The following is a 23,455-nucleotide window of genomic DNA, read 5'->3' on the forward strand; positions in this document are numbered from 1 at the left end:
GGAACAGGCTTAGGCGACGTCTACAAGAGCGCACCTCAAAACAAAATCATTTATAACCAAGAACAATACAGACCAACCCCCACCATACCATTACAATAATCTGGGCCATCATCCCAAACTTTACCAGCTTCTTAAATCTAGCCGGGAAATTTTCAATCTCAAGCAGATCAACTCCAGGTAACGGTAACCTCCTCCATGGCCACACCACCACAATCGATATTTGAGCAACCATTAAAAGTCGCCCCATCAAGCCAAAATGCGTTAGAACCGCACAAAACTCCACTATAAACTCTGAGTTCTCCAACGCTTTTAACATTTCAGGAAGATAGCGACTCACATACCAAACATACCCCATAAAGAAAACTGCGACCAACATAGCGCCGCCAAAAAAAATGACCAGTGTCCATGAGTGCCAAAATTCAGGCCCAATCACTTCAAAACCCTCTCATATATAACCTCCGCAATAGACTCAGCAGCTTCACCTCCTTTCTCTCCTCCTAGATATGCACCCACCCCAACACCGCCTAACGCAACCACTGCACAAGCTAAACCACCCACTCCGCCCGCTGGAAGAGTAATTGCTACGAGCGCGACACAGACTGCAGCACTGCCGTAACCACCTATAATTCCCCCGGCACTCGCACCGGCAACCGAACCAGCAACCTTAGCACCCTCCGTGACTTTTACCTTTTTACACTCCTGACTTTCCGAATCCGCACTACAAACTTCCCAAACATGAATGGCTGACGAAAGGACACCTAAGCCAATCCCAATATACCCACCCGCCTTCATATACTTTGCGGCACGACTGATGGCATTCAGATGAGTGGCATACCCTGGTATTTGCCCCGGCGCACCAGCTTTGTCCCATTGATGCACTAAACTACGAGTAGAAATTCCAAGCGATTTCTTAAGCTTGTCATGCCCACCCAAACTTGAGAGTTTTCGCAACTGGGTTGATTTTAAAAACTGATCATCAAGCTGATCCAGTAATCGCTTTCGCTCCGCAAAAAACTCTGCTGAGTTGAGGTGGCCATGTTTGCGATAGCTATCTTGGTGCAGTTGTTCAATAGCCTGAAGCGTGCCAAGTATTTTCTTGAGTTGGCTTTCCATCATGGCTGCGCCGACCCCAAGCCCAGTTGAAGTTCCACTCAGGACATAACTCGCAATCGCAGCGAGATTGTCGTACATGAAATCAGCTTCTTCCGGGGTTAACGGATCCAGCGCTATCTTGACTTCACGCGCCGCTGCCATCAGTACAGATTCCTCGTGAGTACAAACCGTATGGGGTAAATCGCTGAGAACAATCATGCTCCCGGCCTTTATCACACTCTCGATATTTGGATTGAGACTGATGAATTTTTTTGGGCTGCAAGTCGAAGTGGTTTCGAAGAGCAAATTATCGAGTTCCCGCGCCGGAATACTCTTGGTCACTATATAAAAGCCCGGACCTGCAGGTGGCTCAACCTTTGGTCGGAAGAATTCTTCGGGTGGGCAGCGATACAACTCTGATTCGGGTCTCGGTACAGCGGGTTTCATCTGATTTGGGGCCGCCGGCTTACAAACTTGCGGCATAGGGCTGTATAAGCGGCGATCGTCGGATTTATTTGATTGATCCGTCATGTATTCGATTCCTTTTGTGCATAAATCAAGCCCTGAACAATGATTTCAACATCGCCCAGGGCTATTAATGATTGAGCGCTAAAGGCTTACGCCTTTACTGGGCTGCGCCAGTCATCAGACCCCGTAGTACCGCAAGTAAGATGCGTCCAGGTAATTTTTCGATAAGTAAAATACACATCTTCCAAATGTGTAAAATGCGCCATCGATGGGTCCTGGCAATTCGGCATACGCGACTTCACGTCAACAATGATAGCGTCTTCCAACTTAATAGAATAATAAAGCTCCTGAGTGCCCTTTGCCGATGTTCGATACCAATCCAAGTGACACTCTTTCAGACTCTCACCCGAGGTCAGCGCGTTGAATATCAGTGGAGAAGATTTATCGAACACCTTGGTGATCATCAGAGGCTTGTGTACTCGCGGCCCGGTTGGTTGTCCAGACTGTGGATCACGGGGAATGATTACTTGGTGATCAAAAGCCTGAACAAGAATTTGGTTCTCATGCCCTTGTTGATAAATGTTGCCTACTGAATCTTCAGTAAAGGCGCCAGCCGTCATCAGGCCTTGAGTAACGCCTTCCAGTGTCATGTACGCGGGTGTTGGCATTGTAAAACTCCTCAGTGAGTACCGAACATTTGTGTCGGCAGCAGACTGATAGAGCAAAACCCGGGCCAATCATATTTTGGCCTTTAAAATCAACAACCTATAAGATAGTAGCTGTCGACCAATATGTATTTTAGGTTTAAACCGCAAGAAAATGCGCAAGTTACTTCGCACTCGAAGTGCCATAAATTGCACAGGCCTGACCCCGCCCCTTAAAAGTCGGGTCTAAGCCCACAAAACAGGGGGAATGAGCCGCTGACGCCAAGGATAAATTTCGGAGAAAACATCATTTCCACAACCCACATGTGGGCAATTACCTGTTTCAGCAGGTGCATCTGCAAGGGCATGGAAAACATGAGTAGGGCACGCCCCCGTTGACCCAGCTCACGAAGAGGCTAGCGGGTTACTGGAGAGGAGGCGATCGATTCTGCACCCAACCATCACCCCGCAGCCCCTTGAGTCAGCAAATCCACGAACGCCTGCCCCATCGCCGACGCCGGCTCTCTGCGCTGGGCCAGCCAGACGGCGGTTTCTGCTCCCGGGTCGAGCAGGGCGCGGTATGCCACGCCCTCAATGCGCATGCGCTGGTACGACGAGGGCAACACCGTCACCCCCAACCCCGCGGCCACCAGCGCAATGATGGTCATGGCTTCCAGCGCCTCCTGGGCAAAATGCGGGGTAAATCCGGCCTGGCGCGCAAGGCTCAGCAATTGCGCATGCAGGCCACTGCCAAAGCTTCGCGGAAAAAACACAAACGGCTCCTCCGCCAGCACCGACAGGTGCAGGCCACTGGTCTCCTTCGCCAAGGGGTGACGAGCACTGAGCACAGCCATCAGTGGTTCGCGATACAACTCCGAGACCACAATGCCTTCGGGCAGGGCCAATGGGCGCATCAGCCCGATTTCTAGCGTCTTGTCGACCAGCGCTTCGGTGATCTCGCGGCTGTTCATTTCCTGCAGGTCCAAGTGCACCGCTGGAAACTGCTGGCGGAAGTGGTAGATCGCCTGAGGAATGGTCGAGTTGAAAGGTGCCGAGGCCGTGAAGCCGATCTTCAACTCCCCAAGCTCCCCCAATTGCGCACGACGCGCCACATCAGCCGCCTTGTCGACTTGCGCGAGCACTTGGCGCGCCTCATTCAGGAATAACCGCCCGGCCTCGCTCAAGGCCACTCGTCGGTTGGTGCGATCGAACAGCCGAGCCCCCAGCTCCTGCTCCAGCGCCTGTATCTGCTGGCTCAAGGGCGGTTGGGAAATACCCAATTGCTGGGCAGCCCGACCAAAATGCAGCTCCTCGGCCACGGCAATGAAATAACGCAGGTGACGCAGTTCCATAGCGGCTCCATCAAGTCGTAAAACCTATCAAACAGGTCGAACAATATATTGGAAATAATCGTTAGCCAGCTATATGCTTTTTTCACTGCCTCCCTGGCCGTACCCCTTCGAGGTCCTCGTGAAAACTGCTGTTGCTGCACCCGCCCAAGCTTCTCCCGCCGATTCCGTTACGCCTGACGCTGCCTCAAGCTGGATTGAAAAAGGCACCCCCCTGTTTCTGCGCACGGTGCTTGCCCTGTTCAGCGGCGGCTTCGCGACGTTTGCCCTGCTCTACTGTGTACAGCCGATGATGCCGATGCTGTCCCAGGAATTTTCCATCAATGCCGCGCAGAGCAGCTTGATCCTCTCGGTCTCTACCGGCATGTTGGCCATCGGCTTGTTGATTACCGGGCCCATCTCTGACCGCATCGGGCGCAAGCCGGTGATGGTCTGCGCGCTGTTCTGCGCCGCCGTGTGCACCATGGCCAGCGCGCTGATGCCCAACTGGGAAACCATCCTGCTGATGCGCGCGCTGGTGGGTTTGTCGCTGAGCGGCCTGGCGGCCGTGGCCATGACGTACTTGAGCGAAGAGATCCACCCCCGGCACATCGGCCTGGCCATGGGCCTGTATATCGGTGGTAATGCCATTGGTGGGATGAGTGGCCGCTTGATCATCGGCGTGTTGATCGACTTTGTCAGCTGGCACACGGCAATGCTGATCATCGGTGGCCTGGCGCTGATCGCCGCCACGGTGTTCTGGAAAATGCTCCCGGAGTCACGCAACTTTCGCGCCCGCTCGCTCAAGCCGCGCAGCCTGCTGGATGGCTTCACCATGCACTTTCGCGATGCCGGGTTGCCATGGCTGTTCCTTGAAGCCTTCCTGCTGATGGGCGCCTTCGTGACCCTGTTCAACTACATCGGCTACCGGTTGCTGGCCGAGCCTTATCACATGAGCCAGGCACTGGTGGGCTTGCTGTCGGTGGTGTACCTGTCAGGGATCTACAGCTCGGCGCAGATCGGCGCCCTGGCCGACAGACTGGGCCGTCGCCGGGTGTTCTGGGCGACCATTGTGCTGATGTTCGCAGGCCTGGGGCTGACCTTGCTGACGCAGGTTTCGGTGATCATTGCCGGCATGCTGATCTTCACGTTTGGCTTCTTCGCCGCCCATTCGGTGGCCAGCAGCTGGATCGGCCACCGCGCCACCCATGCCAAGGGCCAGGCCTCGTCGCTGTACCTGTTCAGCTACTACGCAGGCTCAAGCGTCGCCGGCACCGCGGGCGGCATGTTCTGGCACTACGCGGGCTGGAGCGGGATCGGCGTGTTTATCGGTACGCTGCTGACGATCGCCTTGCTGGTGGCGGTGCGGTTGAGCAAGTTGCCCCGTAGCCGGCCCGCTTAATTCAGAATCTCGATTCGGTCGACGTCGATATCACGCTTCATCAAGCCTTTATCGACTTCGCCGATCAGCTTGACCTTCGTTTTTTCATCGACGGCCACGGCCGGGAAGTCCTCATCGTCGATCTCGACCATGATGGTGCCGGTCGCGTCCTTGAATTCGTATTTGTCTTTTTTCAGACGCTGGGTGACATGGCCTAGCAGCACCACCGGCTCATCGTCGCCGGCCTCATGGGCAGCCGCCACGGTCGTGATGGCGCTGGCGCCTGGGCCCGTGTAGCCAACGGCCAGCGCAGCGGTGCTGAAGAAAGGGATAAGCAGCAGAGCGAGGGTTTGAGCTTTCATGAGGGTGGTCCATTTCGGTTTTGATAGGACCAGCGTATAGCGGCAGGCTGAATTGAAGCTTAAATGCGGTTTTTCTGCGGGACCGCGGTAACTTGCTCGCGATGTATCCATATGCAGAAACACCCTGATCTGGTCGCCTTGAGCAAGCAAGGTACACTGTGAGGTATGCCCGTATCGGTAAAGGACAGCCCCAATGCGTCTCGACCACATTCACCTGCAAAATTTTCGCTGTTATGAAGATGCGGAATTTTCGTTTCACCCCCAATTCAACTTGGTGATTGGCGTCAACGGCAGTGGCAAAACGTCTTTGCTAAAAGGGATTGCGACATCGTTTATTACGTTTATCAATGCCGCCGCGAGTCACTTTTCGCCCTTGTTAGGCGACGAGGAAGACGTCCGTTTTGAAGTCGACAGTTTCGACAACAGGATACGATTTGAACGACGCTATCCCTTGGTCTTGACTGCTCGTGGAGCAGCTTTCGGTGTGAATGCCTGGAGAACTGCTAAAGAGCGTAAAAGTGCTGCAGGAGAAATGGATGTTGCTGCTTATCAATCAACAGCGACACTTCTAACCCGGCTCGACAAGGGTGAAAAGCTAACCTTGCCAGTCATTGCTTTCTACAGGGCCAATCGTCGATGGTTGGCGGCAGACGTCGCGGCAGAGGTAGCGGCAACCGAAAAAGCCTCTCGATTGGAGGGTTACGCCAATTGGTTCGATGCTGCCGCCAATTTATCAAGCTTCGAAAGTTGGGTGATCGGAAAAACGCTAGAGCGACTACAAGACATCGCCGATAACAACTCAGGGGCCTGCGAGTTTGACGATGAACTGGAATGGGTCAACTCGGCAATCAAATTGGCACTACCGGATGCCCAAGGACTGCGATACGACCTTCGCTTACGCACGCTGATGGTTGGACTTGCCGCTCACCAATCAATTCCTTTCAACGATCTCAGCGACGGGCAGCGCAGCATGGTTGCTCTAATCGCCGATATCGCCCGCCGTATCTGTCTGCTAAACCCCCATATGGGCCGTGACGTGCTGACAGAAACACCCGGCGTCGTCATTATTGATGAGCTTGATATCCATCTGCACCCGGCATGGCAGCGCAGTATCGTCGTCGCTTTGAAAAATGCTTTTCCCAAAGTGCAATTCATCGCCGCCAGCCATTCGCCGCAAATTATCGGCAGTCTGCAGCCAGAAGAGGTCATCGTATTAGACGGTGAAAGCGCCCATCATCCTCGTGTCACCTATGGCTTGGATTCGAGCAGTATCCTCGAAGAAGTCATGGATGTGGGGCAGCGCGACCCCACCGTCCAACGCAAGCTTGCGCAAATATTCGCCGCCCTTGAACTTGATGATCTGACAACGGTTAAGTCCCTGCTCGTTGCGCTCAAGCAAGAAGCTCCAGACCTGCCGGAATTTGCCAGAATCGAAGCCTTAATCAAACGAAAAGAGGTCATTGGCCGATGAAGCAGGTATTCAAAGGATCTGAGCCCGCTTCATTCAAACGTTGGAAAGAACAGGAAACTTTAAATTGGAAACCGGTTTACGGCGTTCTGCAAAACCCTCAAAAACGAGAACTGCATGAAAGTCTTTTGAGCGAACAGCATTATTGCTGTTGCTACTGCGGTAGGGAGATCGATGCTCACACCAGCCATATCGAGCACTTTCGACCTCAGGAAACGTTCGAGCACCTTGCGCTGGAGTACAACAACTTGCACGCTTCGTGCCTGCGCGAAACGAAACCTGGAAACCCATTGCACTGTGGTCACAACAAGGGCAACTGGTTCGATACTGGACTTAATATCTCTCCCCTTGAGGACGGATGCGAATCGCGCTTTAGCTACCTGCTCAGTGGCGCGATTCAAGCGGCGAACAAGACCGATGCACCTGCCAGCACAATGATTAGCGTACTTGCGCTCGATATTGCCTATCTCAATAACCGACGCAGAGAGGCTGTATTGGGCATGTTCGATGAAGACTTCATCGAACATGCCACGGCGGCGGAGTTTCAAACCATCGCGGATGTAATGCGAACAACAGAGCGCCACTCAACCCGATTCAGCCATGTCATCGCGCGTTTCGCAGAGCAACAGTTGCCCCACTGACACTCGCACTTCTTCTATGCGATCTGTCAGCAGGATCGCGGTGACTGGATCGCGAGCAAGTCGGAACGCCGAACCGTCTGCTCCTACAAGGAGCCAGGCTTGCCTGCGATGAAGTTCATGCGATTACTGGTGGTATTGCGCCGACAGTTCGTGCACCGAATTGATGAAGGCACCGGCGTGTTCCGGGTCGACTTCTGGGGTGATGCCGTGACCCAGGTTGAACACATGGCCGCTGCCATGACCGTAGCTGGCCAGGATGCGGGCGACTTCGGCGCGGATGGCTTCAGGCTTGGCGTAGAGCACGGTGGGGTCCATGTTGCCTTGCAGGGCGACTTTATCGCCAACGCGCTGGCGGGCCTGGCCGATGTCACAGGTCCAGTCCAGGCCCAGGGCATCCGCACCCGCCTCGGCAATGCTTTCCAGCCACAGGCCGCCGTTCTTGGTGAACAGGATCACCGGCACCTTGCGCCCTTCGTGCTCGCGGATCAGACCACTGACGATCTTGCGCATGTAGGCCAGCGAGAACTCCTGATAGGCCGCCGCCGACAGGTTGCCACCCCAGGTGTCGAAGATCTGCACGGCCTGGGCACCGGCCAGGATCTGGCCGTTAAGGTAGGAAATGACTGACTGGGCCAGCTTGTCCAGCAGCAGGTGCATGGCCTGTGGGTTGTCGTAGAGCATGGCCTTGGTTTTGCGGAAGTCTTTGGACGAGCCGCCTTCGACCATGTAGGTGGCCAGGGTCCATGGGCTGCCGGAGAAACCGATCAGGGGCACACGGCCGTTGAGTTCGCGGCGGATGGTGCTGACAGCGTCCATCACGTAGCCGAGGTCTTTCTGTGGGTCGGGGATCGGCAGGGCTTCGATGTCGGCCAGGGTGCTGATCACTTTCTTGAAGCGCGGGCCTTCACCGGTTTCGAAGTACAGGCCTTGGCCCATGGCATCGGGAATGGTGAGGATATCCGAGAACAGGATCGCTGCGTCCAGGCCCGGGTAGCGGTCCAATGGTTGCATCGTGACTTCGCAAGCGAACGCCGGGTTCATGCACAGGCTCATGAAATCGCCGGCCTTGGCGCGACTGGCGCGGTATTCCGGCAGGTAACGGCCAGCCTGACGCATCATCCACACCGGGGTGACGTCTACGGGCTGCTTGAGCAGGGCACGGAGGAAACGGTCGTTCTTCAGGGCAGTCATGTCGGCATCCGAGTAAAAAGTGCGGGCATTTTCTCAGAGCTCGACGCAAAAGGCACGGCTAGAGCCGTGCCTTTTGTCTTTCAGGACAACTATTTTGTAGGTTGCAGGTAGGAGCCAGCCTTGGCTGCGATGGCCCCCACCGCGGTGTATCGGATGGACCGCGTGATCTTCATCGCGGGCAAGCCCGGCTCCTACAGAGCGGGGTTGCCCGCGAACAGGGTGTTAAACGCCCAGGTAATCCAGGATCCCTTCGGCGGCATTGCGGCCTTCGAAGATCGCCGTTACTACCAGGTCAGAGCCTCGCACCATGTCGCCACCGGCAAAGATTTGCGGGTTGCTGGTCTGGTGCTTGAACTGCGCCTGCTCAGGCGCAATGACGCGGCCCTGGCTGTCGGTGCTGATGTCGAACTGCTCGAACCACGGCGCCGGGCTTGGGCGGAAACCGAAGGCGATAACCACGGCGTCGGCCGGGATGATCTCTTCAGAACCCGGGATCGGCTCGGGGCTGCGGCGGCCACGGGCATCCGGTTCGCCAAGACGAGTCTCGACCACCTTCACGCCTTCAACCTTGTCTTCACCGACAATCGCAATCGGCTGGCGGTTGTAGAGGAACTTCACGCCTTCTTCCTTGGCGTTCTTCACCTCTTTGCGCGAGCCTGGCATGTTCGCCTCGTCACGACGGTAGGCACAGGTAACGGCCTTGGCGCCCTGGCGGATGGAGGTGCGGTTGCAGTCCATCGCCGTGTCGCCGCCGCCCAATACCACGACCTTCTTGCCTTTCATGTCGACGAAATCTTCCGGCGACTTTTCAAAGCCCAGGTTGCGATTGACGTTGGCAATCAGGAAGTCCAGCGCGTCATGCACGCCTGGCAGGTCCTCACCGGCAAAGCCGCCCTTCATGTAGGTGTAGGTGCCCATGCCCATGAACACTGCGTCGTACTCGGCGAGCAGTTGTTCCATGGTGATGTCCTTGCCCACCTCGGTATTCAAGCGGAACTCGATGCCCATGCCGGTGAAGACTTCGCGGCGATTGCTCAACACGGTCTTTTCCAGCTTGAACTCGGGAATGCCGAAGGTCAGCAGGCCACCGATTTCCGGGTTCTTGTCGAACACCACCGGGGTCACGCCACCGCGCACCAGCACGTCGGCACAACCCAGGCCCGCAGGGCCTGCGCCGATGATTGCTACACGCTTGCCGGTCGGTTTGACCTTGGACATGTCCGGGCGCCAGCCCATGGCAAAGGCGGTGTCGGTGATGTACTTCTCGACCGAACCGATGGTCACCGCGCCAAACCCGTCGTTCAGGGTGCAAGCACCCTCGCACAGACGGTCTTGCGGGCACACCCGGCCGCACACTTCCGGCAGGGTGTTGGTCTGGTGCGACAGTTCCGCAGCCGCCAGGATATTGCCTTCCGACACCAGCTTGAGCCAGTTGGGAATGAAGTTGTGCACCGGGCACTTCCACTCGCAATACGGGTTGCCGCAACCCAGGCAGCGGTGAGCTTGATCACCCGCCTGCTGGGGCTTGAAGGGCTCGTAGATCTCTACGAATTCTTTCTTGCGTTGACGCAACAGTTTCTTCTTCGGATCTTTGCGCCCGACCTCGATGAACTGGAAGTCATTACTCAGACGTTCAGCCATGTTTAAACCTCATCAAACTCTTCAGGCGCATATCACTGCGGGTTGGCACGGGTGCTGGACAACAGGGTTTTCAGGCTGGCCGCCTTGGGCTTGACCAACCAGAAACGACGCGCGTAGTCATCCAGGTTCTCCCAGAGGTTGCGTCCCCATTCACTGCCGGTTTCTTCAACGTACTCGGCAAGTACACGCTGCAGATGGCTGCGATACGCCTCCATGGCCTCGCCGGTGATGCGTTGGATTTCGACCAGCTCGTGGTTGACCTTGTCAACGAAGCTGTTGTCCATGTCCAGTACATAGGCGAAACCACCGGTCATGCCGGAGCCGAAGTTGTAGCCGGTCTTGCCCAGCACGCAGACGAAACCGCCCGTCATGTATTCGCAGCAGTGATCGCCGGTGCCTTCCACGATAGTGTGGGCGCCGGAGTTACGCACGGCGAAACGCTCGCCTGCAGTACCCGCTGCGAACAGCTTGCCGCCAGTAGCACCGTACAGGCAGGTGTTACCAATAATGGCGCTGTCCTGGGTGGCGAACGGGCTGCCGGCAGGCGGCACGATGACCAGCTTGCCACCGGTCATGCCTTTACCGACATAGTCGTTGGCATCGCCTTCCAGGTACATGTTCAGGCCGCCGGCGTTCCACACGCCAAAGCTCTGCCCGGCAGTGCCCTTGAAACGGAAGGTGATCGGCGCATTGGCCATGCCCTGGTTGCCGTGGGCCCGGGCGATTTCACCCGAGATACGAGCACCGATGGAACGGTCGCAGTTGCAGATCTCCAACTCGAACTCGGCACCGCTCTTGTCAGCGATGGCCGCCTTGGCCATGTCCACCATCTTCTCGGCCAGAAGGCCTTTGTCGAAGGGCGGGTTGCGGTCGACTTCACAGAATTGCGGCTTGTCGGCTGGCACGTGGTCGCTGCCCAGCAAGGGGGTCAGGTCCAGGTGGCCTTGCTTCTCGGTCTCGCCCTTGAGGATTTCCAGCAGATCGGTACGGCCGATCAGCTCGCCCAGGCTGCGTACACCCAGCTTGGCCAGCCACTCACGGGTTTCTTCGGCGACGTAGGTGAAGAAGTTCACCACCATGTCGACGGTACCGATGTAGTGGTCCTTGCGCAGTTTTTCGTTCTGGGTCGCAACACCGGTCGCACAGTTGTTCAGGTGGCAGATACGCAGGTATTTGCAACCCAGGGCGATCATTGGCGCGGTACCGAAGCCGAAGCTTTCAGCGCCGAGGATGGCCGCCTTGATCACGTCCAGGCCGGTTTTCAGGCCGCCATCGGTCTGCACTCGGACTTTGCCACGCAGGTCGTTGCCGCGCAGGGTCTGGTGGGTTTCCGCCAGGCCCAGTTCCCACGGCGCGCCAGCGTACTTGATGGAGGTCAGCGGCGAAGCACCGGTGCCGCCGTCGTAGCCGGAAATGGTGATCAGGTCGGCATAAGCCTTGGCGACGCCTGCGGCGATGGTGCCAACGCCCGCTTCAGCCACCAGCTTCACCGAAACCAGTGCCGCCGGGTTGACCTGCTTGAGGTCGAAAATCAGCTGCGACAAGTCTTCGATGGAGTAGATGTCGTGGTGCGGCGGTGGCGAAATCAGCGTGACGCCCGGCACTGCATAACGCAGCTTGGCGATCAGGCCGTTGACCTTGCCGCCTGGCAGTTGGCCGCCCTCGCCTGGCTTGGCACCCTGGGCCACCTTGATCTGCAGCACTTCGGCGTTGACCAGGTACTCAGGGGTGACACCGAAGCGACCGGTGGCGACCTGCTTGATTTTCGAGCTGCGGATGGTGCCGTAACGGGCCGGATCTTCACCGCCCTCACCGGAGTTGGAGCGCGCGCCCAGGCGGTTCATCGCCTCGGCCAGGGCTTCGTGAGCTTCCGGCGACAGGGCACCCAGCGAAATACCTGCCGAGTCGAAACGCTTGAGGATGGCTTCCAGCGGCTCAACCTGAGCCAGGTCCAGCGGCTGCTCCAGGGTTTTTACCTTGAACAGGTCACGGATCATCGACACCGGACGATTGTCGACCAGCGCTGTGTATTCCTTGAACTTGGCGTAGTCGCCTTGTTGCACGGCAGCTTGCAGGGTGTTGACCACGTCCGGGTTGTAGGCGTGGTATTCGCCACCGTAGACGAACTTGAGCAGACCGCCCTGCTGGATTGGCTTGCGCGGGCTCCAGGCTTCGGCGGACAGCAGTTTTTGTTCGTTTTCGATGTCGACGAAACGCGCGCCTTTAAGGCGGCTCGGAACACCACGGAAGCTCAGTGCGACCACTTCCTCGGACAGGCCGACCGCTTCGAACAGCTGGGCCCCACGGTACGAGCCGATGGTCGAGATCCCCATCTTCGAGAGGATCTTGAGCAGGCCCTTGGAGATGCCTTTGCGGTAGTACTTGAAGACTTCGTCCAGATCGCCCAGCACTTCGCCGGTACGGATCAGGTCAGCCAGCACTTCGTAGGCCAGGTACGGGTAGACCGCCGAGGCACCGAAGCCGATCAGCACGGCAAAGTGATGCGGGTCACGGGCCGTGGCGGTTTCGACCAGGATGTTGGAGTCGCAACGCAGGCCTTTTTCGGTCAGGCGGTGGTGCACGGCGCCAACCGCCAGGGAGGCGTGGGCCGGCAGCTTGCCAGGCGCGATAAAGCGGTCGCTCAGTACCAGTTGGGTCTTGCCCGAGCGTACTGCTTCTTCAGCCTGATCGGCGATGTTGCGCACCGCCGCTTCCAGGCCAATGCTCTCGTCATAGTTCAGGTCGATCAGGTGCCGTTCAAAACCTGGGCGGTCCAGGTTCACCAGCGAGCGCCACTTGGCCGGAGAAATGACCGGCGAGCTGAGGATCACGCGCGAAGCGTGCTCAGGCGATTCCTGGAAAATGTTGCGTTCGGCACCGAGGCAGATTTCCAGCGACATGACGATCGCTTCACGCAGCGGGTCGATCGGCGGGTTGGTCACTTGGGCGAACTGCTGGCGGAAATAGTCGAAGGGCGAGCGTACGCGACGGGACAGGATCGCCATCGGCGTATCGTCACCCATCGAACCGACTGCTTCCTGGCCTTGCTCACCCAGCGGGCGCAGCACCTGGTCACGCTCTTCGAAGGTGACCTGGAACATCTTCATGTATTGCTTGAGCTGGTCAGCGTCGTAGCTGGCCTGGCCCTGGTCATCCCCCAGGCTTGCCTGGATGCGCAGGGCATTCTGGCGCAGCCACTGCTTGTAGGGGTGACGCGACTTGAGGCGATTGTCGATGGCGTCGGTGTCGAGGATCTGGCCGGTCTCGGTATCGACCGCAAAGATCTGGCCCGGGCCAACACGACCCTTGGCGATGACGTCTTCTGGCTTGTAGTTCCACACGCCGATTTCCGACGCCAGGGTGATATAGCCGTTTTTGGTGGTCACCCAACGCGCCGGGCGCAGGCCGTTACGGTCGAGCAGGCAGACCGCATGGCGACCTTCGGTCATCACGACGCCAGCCGGGCCATCCCACGCTTCCATGTGCATGGAATTGTATTCGTAGAAGGCGCGCAGGTCGGCGTCCATGGTTTCGACGTTCTGCCACGCTGGCGGAATGAGCATCCGCACGCCACGGAACAGGTCGATACCACCGGTGACCATCAGCTCGAGCATGTTGTCCATGCTCGAGGAGTCGGAACCCACACGGTTGACCAGCGGGCCGAGCTCTTCGAGATCCGGGATCAGCTCGTTCTCGAACTTGGTCCGTCGTGCCTGTGCCCAGTTGCGGTTACCGGTGATGGTGTTGATCTCGCCGTTGTGGGCGAGGAAGCGGAAGGGCTGCGCCAGCGGCCACTTCGGCAGGGTGTTGGTGGAGAAGCGCTGGTGGAACACGCAGATTGCGGTTTGCAGGCGCTCATCACCCAGGTCTGGATAGAACGCCTGCAGGTCGGCAGGCATCATCAGGCCTTTATAGATGATGGTTTTGTGCGAGAAGCTGCAGACGTAGTGATCACTGTCGGCGGCGTTGGCCACGGACGAGCGACGACGGGCACTGAACAGCTTGATGGCGAAATCCTGATCGCTCAGGCCTTCTGCGCCGATGAACACTTGTTCGATTTGCGGCAGGCGCTCCAGGGCCAGGCGGCCAAGTACGCTGGTGTCGATGGGCACTTTGCGCCAGCCGATCAATTGCAGGCCGGCAGCCAGAATTTCGCGGTCCATGTTGGCGCGAGCCGCTTCGGCGCGGGCGTTGTCCTGATTGAAAAACACCATGCCCACGGCGTACTGCTTGGGCAGTTCGCTGCCGAACTGCTCCTTGGCGACCGCGCGCAGGAATTGATCAGGCTTCTGCATCAGCAGGCCACAACCGTCGCCGGTCTTGCCGTCAGCGTTGATCCCACCGCGGTGGGTCATGCAGGTCAGGGCCTCGATGGCCGTTGTCAGCAGGTGATGACTCGGCTCGCCCGTCATATGGGCGATCAGGCCAAAACCACAGTTATCCTTGAATTCTTCGGGATGGTACAGACCTGTATTCATAGACACTTTCTCACCAGGCTTGCCCCTTATTGAGGCAAATTTCTTTTCAATTCAACCACTTACCATCCACGCCGAACGTGTGCCAGCTTTGCGGGGGCAAAAGGGAGGTCATTGTTGCACAACGGCAGAGTAGCCCACAAATTTGATGACTAAATTATGTAAACCGGCGTCGCATTTTTGAACGTTTTATACGTTTCTCTATGCTAGCACCTGCTGGAGTCTGAAGCTTATCAGCCCGGACTGCAATGGCTTGTGGCCCGCAACCTAGAGACACCAAAGCCTGCCGCGTTTTTGGCGCAGCAGGCTTGGGTTCGATTCAGGAGACGCTCAGCAGGTGGCGGGGGTAGTGCCACCGAGCTATTTAACGAGTCGCCGACAGTTCCTGTTGGACACTGGCGACTGTACGAGGCCAAGGTTTACCAGCCTGGACCTTGGCTGGCAAGCCCTTGATGGCAGCCAGGGCGGCTGCGCGGTTGGCAAAGTTACCGTAAGTCACGACATACAGTGGTTTGCCCTGCAGGATTTTCTTGAAGTAGCGATAGTCGCCACCCTGCTCACGAACATAGGCCTGGGCCGAACTTTCGGAGCTGGTGCCGAGGATCTGCAGCACATAATTGCCCGGCACCTGGCCGGCGTACCACGTACCGCCAGCGGCCGGCTTGGCGGCAGTGGCAGGTTTTTCAGCAGGTTTCGGAGCAGGTTTGGCGGTGGCCACCTGAATCGGCGCTGGCGCAGGTTTGGCTGCTGGGGCAGCGACCGGCTTGGCTGGAGCAGGCGTAGGCGTGGCTACGGGCGCGACAGCACGGGGTGCTGGCGTGGGGGCCATCGCTTGGGTCGGCGCAGGGCCGGCCGGGACGCCGACGGGTGGTGCGATAGTGGTGACGGTGGGCGGTTGCAATGCGGTATCACCGGCCGGGCCACTTTCGTCGCCCTCGCCCATGCCAGCCGCTTCAGCCAGTGGGCTGCGCATCACCGGCTGGGATTGACCGACGAGCGGTAGCGGCATCGGCTGGGAATTGCCTGCGAATTCAATCGCCGGGCTACCTTTTGCCTGATCGGTTGGCGCTGAAGCCGTGCCGTCGGGGTTCTCCGCTTTTTTCGACGGGATCAGCAGGGCCGCTCCCACAGCCACTACGACCACGCCAGCAAATGCCAACACCAGTTTTTTCGACATATTGAACCCCATTGTCGGGCGCTTGACCCCAGAGCGGCTAGCAATCATGGCTTCGATGAGTGCATCCCGGGCGACCTGGTTGATTGCGCCAGGCCAGCCTTCGGAATTTTCGTGAATGGCCGTAATTTGCTGGTTATTGAACACTTCGATGCCCCGCCCGGCGCCTTCAAGGCGTTGGTCCAGATACTCGCGGGTTTCATCTTCGGTATAAGGTTGCAGGTCGATGACGTGGATACGTTCTTCTTCGACGCCCAGGTCTTCCAGGCTGGTCAGCAGCGCTGACTCGCCAAACAGAAACACATGCGGACGCCCTTCCGGCGCACCGGCAGCCAACGCCAGCAAGGCTTGGATGGCAGACGCTTCGAGTTGTTCCGCGTCGTCGACCAATAAATAAACTTCCTGGCCAGTCAGGGCCAGTTGCACCACCTGCGACAGCACCGCCTCGACCGTGGGTTGCACCACATTCAGCGATTCGGCCACCTGGGCCAGCAAGCTGGTAGCACCGCTGGCGCCCCGAGCCGAAACCGCAATGCTCTGCACCGACTGCTTGTTGGTGCTGGCGACCAGGGCTTGGCGCAGTAACGTCTTGCCGCTGCCCTCTGGGCCGATAACTACCAGCAACAACTGGCTGTAACGCGCCAGGTGATGCAGTTGGCCGAGCACAGGCTTGCGTTGCGCCGGGAAAAACTTGAAGCCGGGCACCCGCGCAGCGAAGGGGTCGTGATTGAACTGATAGTGGCCGAGAAAGGCCTCGTCGGCGTGCAAACTAGTCATCGAACTCTCATCAACCTCAAAGCTGGGCCACGATGGCGCGGTAATCCGCTGCCAAGGTGGCCTCAAGAACGTCTTTCGGATAGTCATCGGTCACCACGGCTTGACCGAGTTGACTCAACAACACCAGGCGCATACGACCATCGATTACTTTCTTGTCGACTGCCATGTGTTCAAGGAAATGCTCAGGTGTCATTTCCTGCGGCGGCACCACCGGCAAACCGGCGCGCTGGAACAGGCGAATACTGCGATCACGCTCTTGCTGGGTGATCCAGCCCAGGCGCATGGACATTTCCAGCGCCATCACCGTGCCAGCCGCGACGGCTTCACCGTGCAACCACACACCATAGCCCATGTGCGTCTCGATTGCGTGGCCGAAGGTGTGCCCCAGGTTCAGGGTGGCACGCACGCCCGTCTCACGCTCGTCGGCGCCCACCACGGCAGCCTTGGCCGCGCAGGAGCGCAGGATCGCGGCGGTCAGGGCCTGTTGGTCAACGGCTCGCAGGGCGTCGACGTTGTCTTCCAGCCAGCCAAGGAAGGGCTCGTCGCAGATCAGGCCGTACTTGATTACTTCCGCGAGGCCCGCCGACAGTTCGCGTGCCGGCAGGGTTTTCAAGGTGGCGGTGTCGATCAACACAGCGTTGGGCTGATAAAAGGCCCCCACCATGTTCTTGCCCAGCGGGTGGTTGATACCGGTCTTGCCGCCCACCGATGAGTCAACCTGGGACAACAGGGTGGTCGGTACCTGGATGAAATCCACGCCACGCTGGTAGCAGGAGGCTGCAAAGCCTGCCATGTCGCCGATCACGCCGCCCCCCAGGGCGACCACTGTGGTACGGCGGTCATGGCGAGCCGTCAGCAGGCCATCGAATATCAGTTGCAGGGTTTCCCAGTTCTTGTGCGCCTCCCCGTCCGGCAGCACTATCGGCAACACCGAATAGGCACCCAGGGTCTTGCTCAGGCGTTCAAGATAAAGTGGCGCGACAGTCTCGTTGGAAACGATGGCTACCTGCCGTCCGGCGATATACGGCGCCAGCAGCTCGGGCTGATCCAGAAGGCCTTCGCCAATATGGATCGGGTAGCTACGTTCGCCAAGTTCGACCTTAAGTGTCTGCATGTGTCCCCACAATCGAGTCGGGCGCCAGTGCCCGGTCCGAAGAATAACGGTAGAGCGCAGGAACCTCTGGGTGATCCTGCACCACGGTGACGAGCCCAGTCATACCATGACGGGCGGCCGAGAATAGCGCATTTGCGCAGCAAACGACCGCCCTGCTTCGCATGGTCTAGCGGGGCGGTAATTGTTGCAGGCGTTCGAGGATATCCAGAACGACCATGCGCGGCGGGCGCTCATCGGTCTCAATCACCAGATCGGCGATTTCCCGATACAGCGGGTCGCGCATTTCGAGCAGCGCTCGCAGCGTGGCGGCCGGGTCAGCGGTACGCAGCAAAGGGCGGTTGCGATCTCGGGCGGTACGAGCGACCTGTTGCTCCACCGACGCGTGCAAATACACCACGCGCCCGCCAGCATGCAGGGCTCGACGATTGGCCTCGCGCATTACAGCGCCGCCACCGGTGGCCAGAACCACGCCATCCAAGGCGCACAGTTCTTCGATCATCGCGTGTTCACGATCTCGAAAACCCGGCTCACCTTCTTTGTCGAAGATCCACGGAATATTAGCGCCGCTGCGCAGTTCGATCTCCTTGTCGGAGTCTTTGAACGGCAACCGCAGCTCTTTGGCAAGCAGACGGCCGATGGTACTTTTGCCAGCACCCATCGGCCCAACAAGTATCAAATTTCGCACAGAATCAACGACTCACAGCAATCGCCTGGTTATTCATGATACGCGGTGTCAGGAATACCAACAGCTCGGATTTTTTCTCTTGCACGACATCGCGCCTGAAGAGCCGGCCAACATACGGCACATCTCCCAAAAATGGCACCTTGTCCACGGTTTTACTTTGCGTGTTGGAGAATACACCGCCGATGACAATTGTTTCTCCGTCGTTGACCAGAACTTTCGCATTCACCTCGTTTTTCTTGATCGGCGGTACGCCCAATACCGCATTCAAGTAGTCCGGTTCGTCCTTGGTGACCTTCACCTCCATGATGATGCGGCTGTCCGGAGTAATCTGCGGGGTCACTTCAAGCGACAGCGACGCTTCCTTGAACGACACCGACGTGGCACCGCTGGAGCTGGCTTCCTGGTAAGGCACCTCGGTGCCCTTGAGGATCTTGGCGGTTTCCTTGTCGGAAGTGACCACCTTGGGCTGAGAGACGATTTCACCGTTGCCGGTCTTCTCCATTGCGCTCAATTCCAGGTCCAGCAGCACATTGTTGGTCACGAAGCCCAGGCCGATGCCCGAGGTGGCGCCGCTGGCGCCCATGTCGACGAACGGCACGTTGGGGCCGGTATCCGCACCGGTGTTACCGGCCTCGTCACCGTTGTTGTCCAGGCCATAGGTCGTCCAGTTGCGTTTACCCTGAAGATTGGTCGAACCACCCCAGCGCACGCCCAGCGCCTTGTCGTAGTCGACGTTGGCTTCAACGATGCGCGCTTCGATCATCACTTGGCGCACCGGAATATCGAGTTGCGAAACGATCCGGCGCAGTTCGTCCAGGCGCTCCTGGGTCTGGTAGGCAATGATGTTGTTGGTGCGATCATCCACGGTAATCGAGCCACGCTCCTGCTCTTGTGCCTCGGAGCTGGTGACTGACTTGAACAGGTCGGCAATGTCCTTGGCCTTGGCATAGTTGACCTGCAGCAACTCGCGACGCAGCGGTGCCAGCTCGGCGAGCTGCTTTTGCGACTCCAGCTCCTGGCGCTCGCGTGCGGCGATTTCATCGGCCGGCGCCACCAGCAACACATTGCCGATCTTGCGCTTGTCCAGGCCCTTGGTCTTGAGCACCAGGTCCAGCGCCTGATCCCAGGGCACGTTCTGCAGTCGCAGGGTGATGCCACCCTCGATGGTGTCGCTGGCCACCAGGTTGAGATTGGTGAAGTCGGCGATCAGTTGCAGGACCGAGCGCACATCGATGTCCTGGAAATTCAGCGACAGCTTTTCGCCGGTATAGACGAAACGATCGGCGTTACGACGCTGCAGGTCTTCGCTGCTGAGCGGGCGGACGCTGATGGTGAGCTTGTTGTCGGTCTGGTAGGCCGAATAATCGAAGGTGCCGCCCGGCTCGATGCTGATGCTGGCGGTTTCACCGTTGGCGCTGGCATTGACGAATTGCACGGGGGTGGCGAAATCCTTCACATCCAGGCGCACGCGCAGCCGCTCTGGCAAGCGGGTGCGCGCAAAGTCGACACGGACCTTGCCGCCCTGCTCCTTTATATCCGCACTGATGCTGGGGTCGCTCAAATCGATGACGACATTGCCTTCACCGGCGCTGCCGCGCTGAAAGTCGATGCTGCGAATGGCCCGGCCCGCCTCTACCGCTGGGCGCGAAGGCACGGCGCTGGCCTGGGCGGTGCGAGGCGCGGGTGCGATGGGGGGAGTTACCGCCTGGGTGTTGGTGTCTCGACCGACCACCACGAAGACATTATTGCCCTCCACTCGGGTCGTATAAGGGGCCTGACTCGTCAGGTTGACGATCACCCGCGTGCGATCCTTGGCCTGGACCGCCACCACACTGCGAGCGTTACCCATGCCCAGGTCACGGTGCTTGACCGCCAGGGCGTTGCTGACGCCGGGGAAATCCAGGGCAATCCTGGCCGGCTGGTCCGTCGTGTAGCCACGCGGTGCCGATACCGGCTCGTCAAAGCTCAATTTCAGTTCGACCCGATCGCCCGGCAAACCTGCAACATCCAGGCTTTTCAGACTGACCGCCCACACCGCCGGTGAAATACAGGCCATCCATAGCGCAACACCGACGACAGAAAAAATCCGGTTCATGTTCAAATCCCATCCAGCTTGATTCAGCGCGTATTTAAGAACGCTCCTTCAACGAAAGCGTACGCGGTCGCTCCAACCACCCACCCTCGCCATCTGGAACGATTTCGACGATGTCGACCTGCGAATCGCCAATGGCGACAATCCGTCCATCGCTACGCCCCAGAAAATCCCCTACCTTGACCTTGTACACACCACCCGCCCCCTTCAGCAGGGCGAATCTGGACTTGGCATTGGCCAAGGTCCCGGCCATTTCGAACTGCTCGATATTGAAACCTTCCAGAAACTGCTTGACCCGATTGGGATCCGGCTGGACCTTGCGCGAGCCCTGCAGACGCTTGGCCAAGTCTATTTTCATGGGCGGCTGGAAGGGGCTGCGCAGGCCGGAGGCTTCGTAATTGAATGCCTGGTACGGGGTAAAACGCGGAATCGGCTCGATCACCCCCGTTGGCCGCGAGCGCGCCTGCTCGGTGAAAGCCTTGAGATCCTCGACATCACTGGAACTGCCACACCCCGCCAGGGCCGCCAGCCACATCGCACACCCAAGCCACGCAAACAGCCTCATGGCTTGCCCCCCTGTTGCGCCGCGGGTTTCTGCTCGGCTGCAGGTATCTGATCGTTGTAGCGATACGTCTTGGCCAGGATGCTCATGCGCAGGCGATTGGGGCTCTCAGGGCTTATCGCCTTAATCTCGAAGTCGTTAAGGGTAACGATTCGCGGCAGGCCGGCCACGCCACTGACGAAAGTGCCAAGGTCGTGATATGACCCGGTCACGGTAATCTGGATGGGCAGTTCGATATAGAAAGGCTGTGTGACTTCGGGTAACAGCTTGATCTCCTCGAACTCCAGCCCACTGCCAAGACCTGTGCGGGTGATGTCCTCGAGCAAGCCGGGCACTTCGGTATCGCTGGGCAATTGGCGCAACAGGACGCCAAAGGACGCTTGCATGTCCTTCATCTGCTGGGTGTAGGCCTCAAGATTTGCGGCCTGGAATGCCTTGCTCGAATATTGCTCCTTGAGCGTGGTTTCTTCGCCGCGCTTGGCTTCAAGCTGGTCTTCCATGTCCTTGAGGTAGAAGTTGTAACCCAACACCAACACCAGCACCATCAGCAACATGCCCACCAGGCCACGCACCACGGGCGGCCAGGCACCTATGTTATTAACGTCCAGGTCATTGAAGTCGACGCGGCGCAGGCTTTCGAGCCATTGTGTCGGTTTCATGGCGCGGCCCCTTCAACAGGAGGCCGGCTCTGGCGCACGGTCAATTGGAAGAGATTACCCGGGACAGCCTGCGGCGCATCCGTCGCACTGGCGGCCTTGACCTCGTTCAGGCTCGGCGATTCGAGCCAGGGCGATGCCTCCAGGTTGCGCATCAGCTCGGAAACACGATTGTTGGTTTCGGCGGCACCGGACACCGCGACGGTTTTTCCTTGCATCTTGACGTCGGTGAAGTACACGCCGTCGGGAAGCGTGCGGGCCAGCTGGTCGAACACTCGACCGATCACGGGTCGATTGCCTTGCAACTCCTGAATGACCCGCATGCGCTCGATCAACTGTTTGCGCCGGGCCTTGAGTTCGCTGATTTGCTTGATTCGCCCGTCGAGCACGGCAATTTCCTTTTGCACAAAATCATTGCGAGCCGTCTGTCGGTCGATCTCATTGCTAATGTACTGGCTGGCCAGCAGGATTACACCGATGCCGGCGATCAGCACCCCAACCATCGCGACCCAAAAACGTTGCTTGCGCTCTTCTCGAAGCTGCTCACGCCATGGCAGCAGGTTGATCCTTGCCATCAGTCAAAGCTCCTCAAGGCCAGGCCGCAAGCGATCATCAGTGCCGGCGCGTCACTGGCGAGCGCCCCGGCATTGACCTTGCTGCTCAGGCTCATGTCGGCGAACGGGTTGGCTACCAACGTCGGCGTCCCCAGACGTTGCTGGATCAGGTTGTCCAGGCCCGAGACCGATGCCGTCCCCCCAGCCAACACGATGTAGTCCACCGCATTGAACTGGCCGGCTGCGAAAAAGAACTGTAGCGAACGCGATACCTGCTGGACGACCGCATCCTTGAACGGTTGCAGCACTTCGTCCTGATAGTCGTCAGGCAATCCACCCTGCTTCTTGGCAAGGCCCGCTTCTTCAACCGGGAGCCCATAGCGGCGCTGGATTTCTTCGGTCAGTTGGCGACCGCCAAACAGTTGTTCGCGGGTGTAAATGATCTTGCCGTTGTGCAGCACGCTCAGGGTAGTCATGGTGGCGCCAATGTCCACGACCGCCACTGTCAGCGGCCCATGACCGCTGGTCAGTTGCTCGGCGAGCAGCGAAAAGGCACGCTCAAGGGCATAGGCCTCGACATCGACCACCTTGGCGGTGATCCCGGCCAGCGCCAGGGCAGCCTCGCGGACCTCGACGTTTTCCTTGCGGCAGGCCGCCAGCAAGACATTGACACGCTCGGGGTTGCGCGGCGAAGCCCCTTGGACCTCGAAGTCGATAGCGACTTCTTCCAGCGGATAGGGAATGTACTGATCGGCTTCGATCTTGAGCAGGGTCTCGAGCTCTTCGTCCGAAAGCCCCGCATCCATCTCGATGGTCTTGGTGATCACGGCGGACCCCGCCACTGCCACAGCCGCATTGCGGGCAGCAGATCGGGCCTTGATCAGCACGCGACTGAGCGCCTGCCCAACGCCTTCGATCTCGGCAATGTTCTTTTCGACTACCGTATTGGCCGGTAGCGGCTCGACCGCGTAAGCCTCGACCCGGTAGCGGTTACCGGAGCGGCTGAGCTCCAAAAGCTTCACTGAGGTAGAACTGATATCGATCCCTAGCAACGAATTGGCTTTCTTGCCGAAAAATCCGAGCACGCCAAACTCCTTGATTATCCGTTCACACGGATCGTTTATAGTCCAGGGCGGTCATAAGCAGTCAT

19 protein-coding genes are annotated in these 23,455 nt (G+C 58.4%); 3 read left to right on the forward strand and 16 right to left on the reverse strand.

All coding sequences use genetic code 11. The features are described from left to right. Positions 1 to 46: 46 nt before the first annotated feature. The 4 genes from AC3IX4_RS26905 to AC3IX4_RS26920 form a co-directional block, all read right to left on the reverse strand. On the reverse strand, positions 47 to 433 hold the full coding sequence (locus AC3IX4_RS26905; protein ID WP_489258333.1) for a hypothetical protein: 387 nt from the start codon (positions 431 to 433) through the stop codon (positions 47 to 49). Then, the gene (locus tag AC3IX4_RS26910) at positions 430 to 1,623 is read right to left on the reverse strand and encodes a hypothetical protein (protein ID WP_489258334.1); all 1,194 of its coding nucleotides are present in this window, start codon (positions 1,621 to 1,623) and stop codon (positions 430 to 432) included. The genes AC3IX4_RS26905 and AC3IX4_RS26910 overlap by 4 nt, the downstream gene beginning before the upstream one ends. A gap of 86 nt (positions 1,624 to 1,709) precedes the next feature. Then, entirely contained in the window at positions 1,710 to 2,228 is a 519-nt protein-coding gene (locus tag AC3IX4_RS26915) for an Hcp family type VI secretion system effector (RefSeq protein ID WP_489258335.1), read from the reverse strand. Between the two features lie 437 nt (positions 2,229 to 2,665). After that, on the reverse strand, positions 2,666 to 3,556 hold the full coding sequence (locus AC3IX4_RS26920; RefSeq protein WP_489258336.1) for a LysR family transcriptional regulator: 891 nt from the start codon (positions 3,554 to 3,556) through the stop codon (positions 2,666 to 2,668). A gap of 118 nt (positions 3,557 to 3,674) precedes the next feature. Here AC3IX4_RS26920 and AC3IX4_RS26925 point away from each other — a divergent pair, with 118 nt between their 5' ends. Then, on the forward strand, positions 3,675 to 4,934 hold the full coding sequence (locus tag AC3IX4_RS26925) for an MFS transporter (protein WP_489258337.1): 1,260 nt from the start codon (positions 3,675 to 3,677) through the stop codon (positions 4,932 to 4,934). Here AC3IX4_RS26925 and AC3IX4_RS26930 read toward each other — a convergent pair. Beyond that, positions 4,931 to 5,275 (reverse strand): YgiW/YdeI family stress tolerance OB fold protein, encoded by a 345-nt coding sequence (locus AC3IX4_RS26930; RefSeq protein ID WP_489258338.1) that lies wholly within the window; start codon positions 5,273 to 5,275, stop codon positions 4,931 to 4,933. The two genes, AC3IX4_RS26925 and AC3IX4_RS26930, sit on opposite strands and share 4 nt — an antisense overlap. A 193-nt stretch (positions 5,276 to 5,468) precedes the next feature. Here AC3IX4_RS26930 and AC3IX4_RS26935 point away from each other — a divergent pair, with 193 nt between their 5' ends. Both AC3IX4_RS26935 and AC3IX4_RS26940 read left to right on the forward strand, forming a co-directional pair. Continuing rightward, positions 5,469 to 6,746, forward strand: a complete 1,278-nt coding sequence (locus tag AC3IX4_RS26935; RefSeq protein ID WP_489258339.1) for an AAA family ATPase — start codon at positions 5,469 to 5,471, stop codon at positions 6,744 to 6,746. Beyond that, on the forward strand, positions 6,743 to 7,384 hold the full coding sequence (locus tag AC3IX4_RS26940; RefSeq protein WP_489258340.1) for a retron system putative HNH endonuclease: 642 nt from the start codon (positions 6,743 to 6,745) through the stop codon (positions 7,382 to 7,384). Before AC3IX4_RS26935 ends, AC3IX4_RS26940 begins: the two co-directional genes overlap by 4 nt. 123 nt (positions 7,385 to 7,507) lie before the next feature. Here AC3IX4_RS26940 and hemE read toward each other — a convergent pair whose 3' ends face one another. From hemE to AC3IX4_RS26995, 11 genes are all read right to left on the reverse strand, one after another. After that, the gene (hemE, locus tag AC3IX4_RS26945; RefSeq protein ID WP_489258341.1) at positions 7,508 to 8,575 is read right to left on the reverse strand and encodes a uroporphyrinogen decarboxylase; all 1,068 of its coding nucleotides are present in this window, start codon (positions 8,573 to 8,575) and stop codon (positions 7,508 to 7,510) included. A gap of 222 nt (positions 8,576 to 8,797) precedes the next feature. Continuing rightward, positions 8,798 to 10,216, reverse strand: coding sequence for an FAD-dependent oxidoreductase (locus AC3IX4_RS26950; RefSeq protein WP_489258342.1), 1,419 nt, complete (start codon positions 10,214 to 10,216; stop codon positions 8,798 to 8,800). Between the two features lie 32 nt (positions 10,217 to 10,248). Continuing rightward, positions 10,249 to 14,694 carry a glutamate synthase large subunit gene (gene gltB, locus AC3IX4_RS26955; protein WP_489258343.1) on the reverse strand — a complete coding sequence of 1,482 codons (4,446 nt, stop codon included), beginning with the start codon at positions 14,692 to 14,694 and terminating at the stop codon, positions 10,249 to 10,251. A 361-nt stretch (positions 14,695 to 15,055) separates the two neighbouring features. Next, positions 15,056 to 16,642 carry an SPOR domain-containing protein gene (locus tag AC3IX4_RS26960; RefSeq protein WP_489258344.1) on the reverse strand — a complete coding sequence of 529 codons (1,587 nt, stop codon included), beginning with the start codon at positions 16,640 to 16,642 and terminating at the stop codon, positions 15,056 to 15,058. A gap of 16 nt (positions 16,643 to 16,658) precedes the next feature. After that, complete coding sequence (aroB, locus tag AC3IX4_RS26965) at positions 16,659 to 17,756, reverse strand: 3-dehydroquinate synthase (RefSeq protein ID WP_489258345.1); 1,098 nt, start codon at positions 17,754 to 17,756, stop codon at positions 16,659 to 16,661. Positions 17,757 to 17,922: 166 nt separating this feature from the next. Beyond that, the gene (gene aroK, locus AC3IX4_RS26970; RefSeq protein ID WP_489258346.1) at positions 17,923 to 18,441 is read right to left on the reverse strand and encodes a shikimate kinase AroK; all 519 of its coding nucleotides are present in this window, start codon (positions 18,439 to 18,441) and stop codon (positions 17,923 to 17,925) included. A gap of 4 nt (positions 18,442 to 18,445) precedes the next feature. Further along, on the reverse strand, positions 18,446 to 20,536 hold the full coding sequence (locus AC3IX4_RS26975) for a type IV pilus secretin PilQ (protein WP_489258347.1): 2,091 nt from the start codon (positions 20,534 to 20,536) through the stop codon (positions 18,446 to 18,448). Positions 20,537 to 20,570: 34 nt separating this feature from the next. Beyond that, positions 20,571 to 21,098, reverse strand: coding sequence for a pilus assembly protein PilP (locus AC3IX4_RS26980; RefSeq protein ID WP_489258348.1), 528 nt, complete (start codon positions 21,096 to 21,098; stop codon positions 20,571 to 20,573). Then, positions 21,095 to 21,754 (reverse strand): type 4a pilus biogenesis protein PilO, encoded by a 660-nt coding sequence (gene pilO / locus AC3IX4_RS26985; RefSeq protein WP_489258349.1) that lies wholly within the window; start codon positions 21,752 to 21,754, stop codon positions 21,095 to 21,097. Before pilO ends, AC3IX4_RS26980 begins: the two co-directional genes overlap by 4 nt. Next, on the reverse strand, positions 21,751 to 22,326 hold the full coding sequence (locus AC3IX4_RS26990) for a PilN domain-containing protein (protein ID WP_489258350.1): 576 nt from the start codon (positions 22,324 to 22,326) through the stop codon (positions 21,751 to 21,753). Before AC3IX4_RS26990 ends, pilO begins: the two co-directional genes overlap by 4 nt. Beyond that, on the reverse strand, positions 22,326 to 23,390 hold the full coding sequence (locus AC3IX4_RS26995) for a pilus assembly protein PilM (RefSeq protein ID WP_489258351.1): 1,065 nt from the start codon (positions 23,388 to 23,390) through the stop codon (positions 22,326 to 22,328). Before AC3IX4_RS26995 ends, AC3IX4_RS26990 begins: the two co-directional genes overlap by 1 nt. Positions 23,391 to 23,455: the final 65 nt, after the last annotated feature.

The organism is Pseudomonas sp. KH_021 (genome assembly GCF_057838865.1).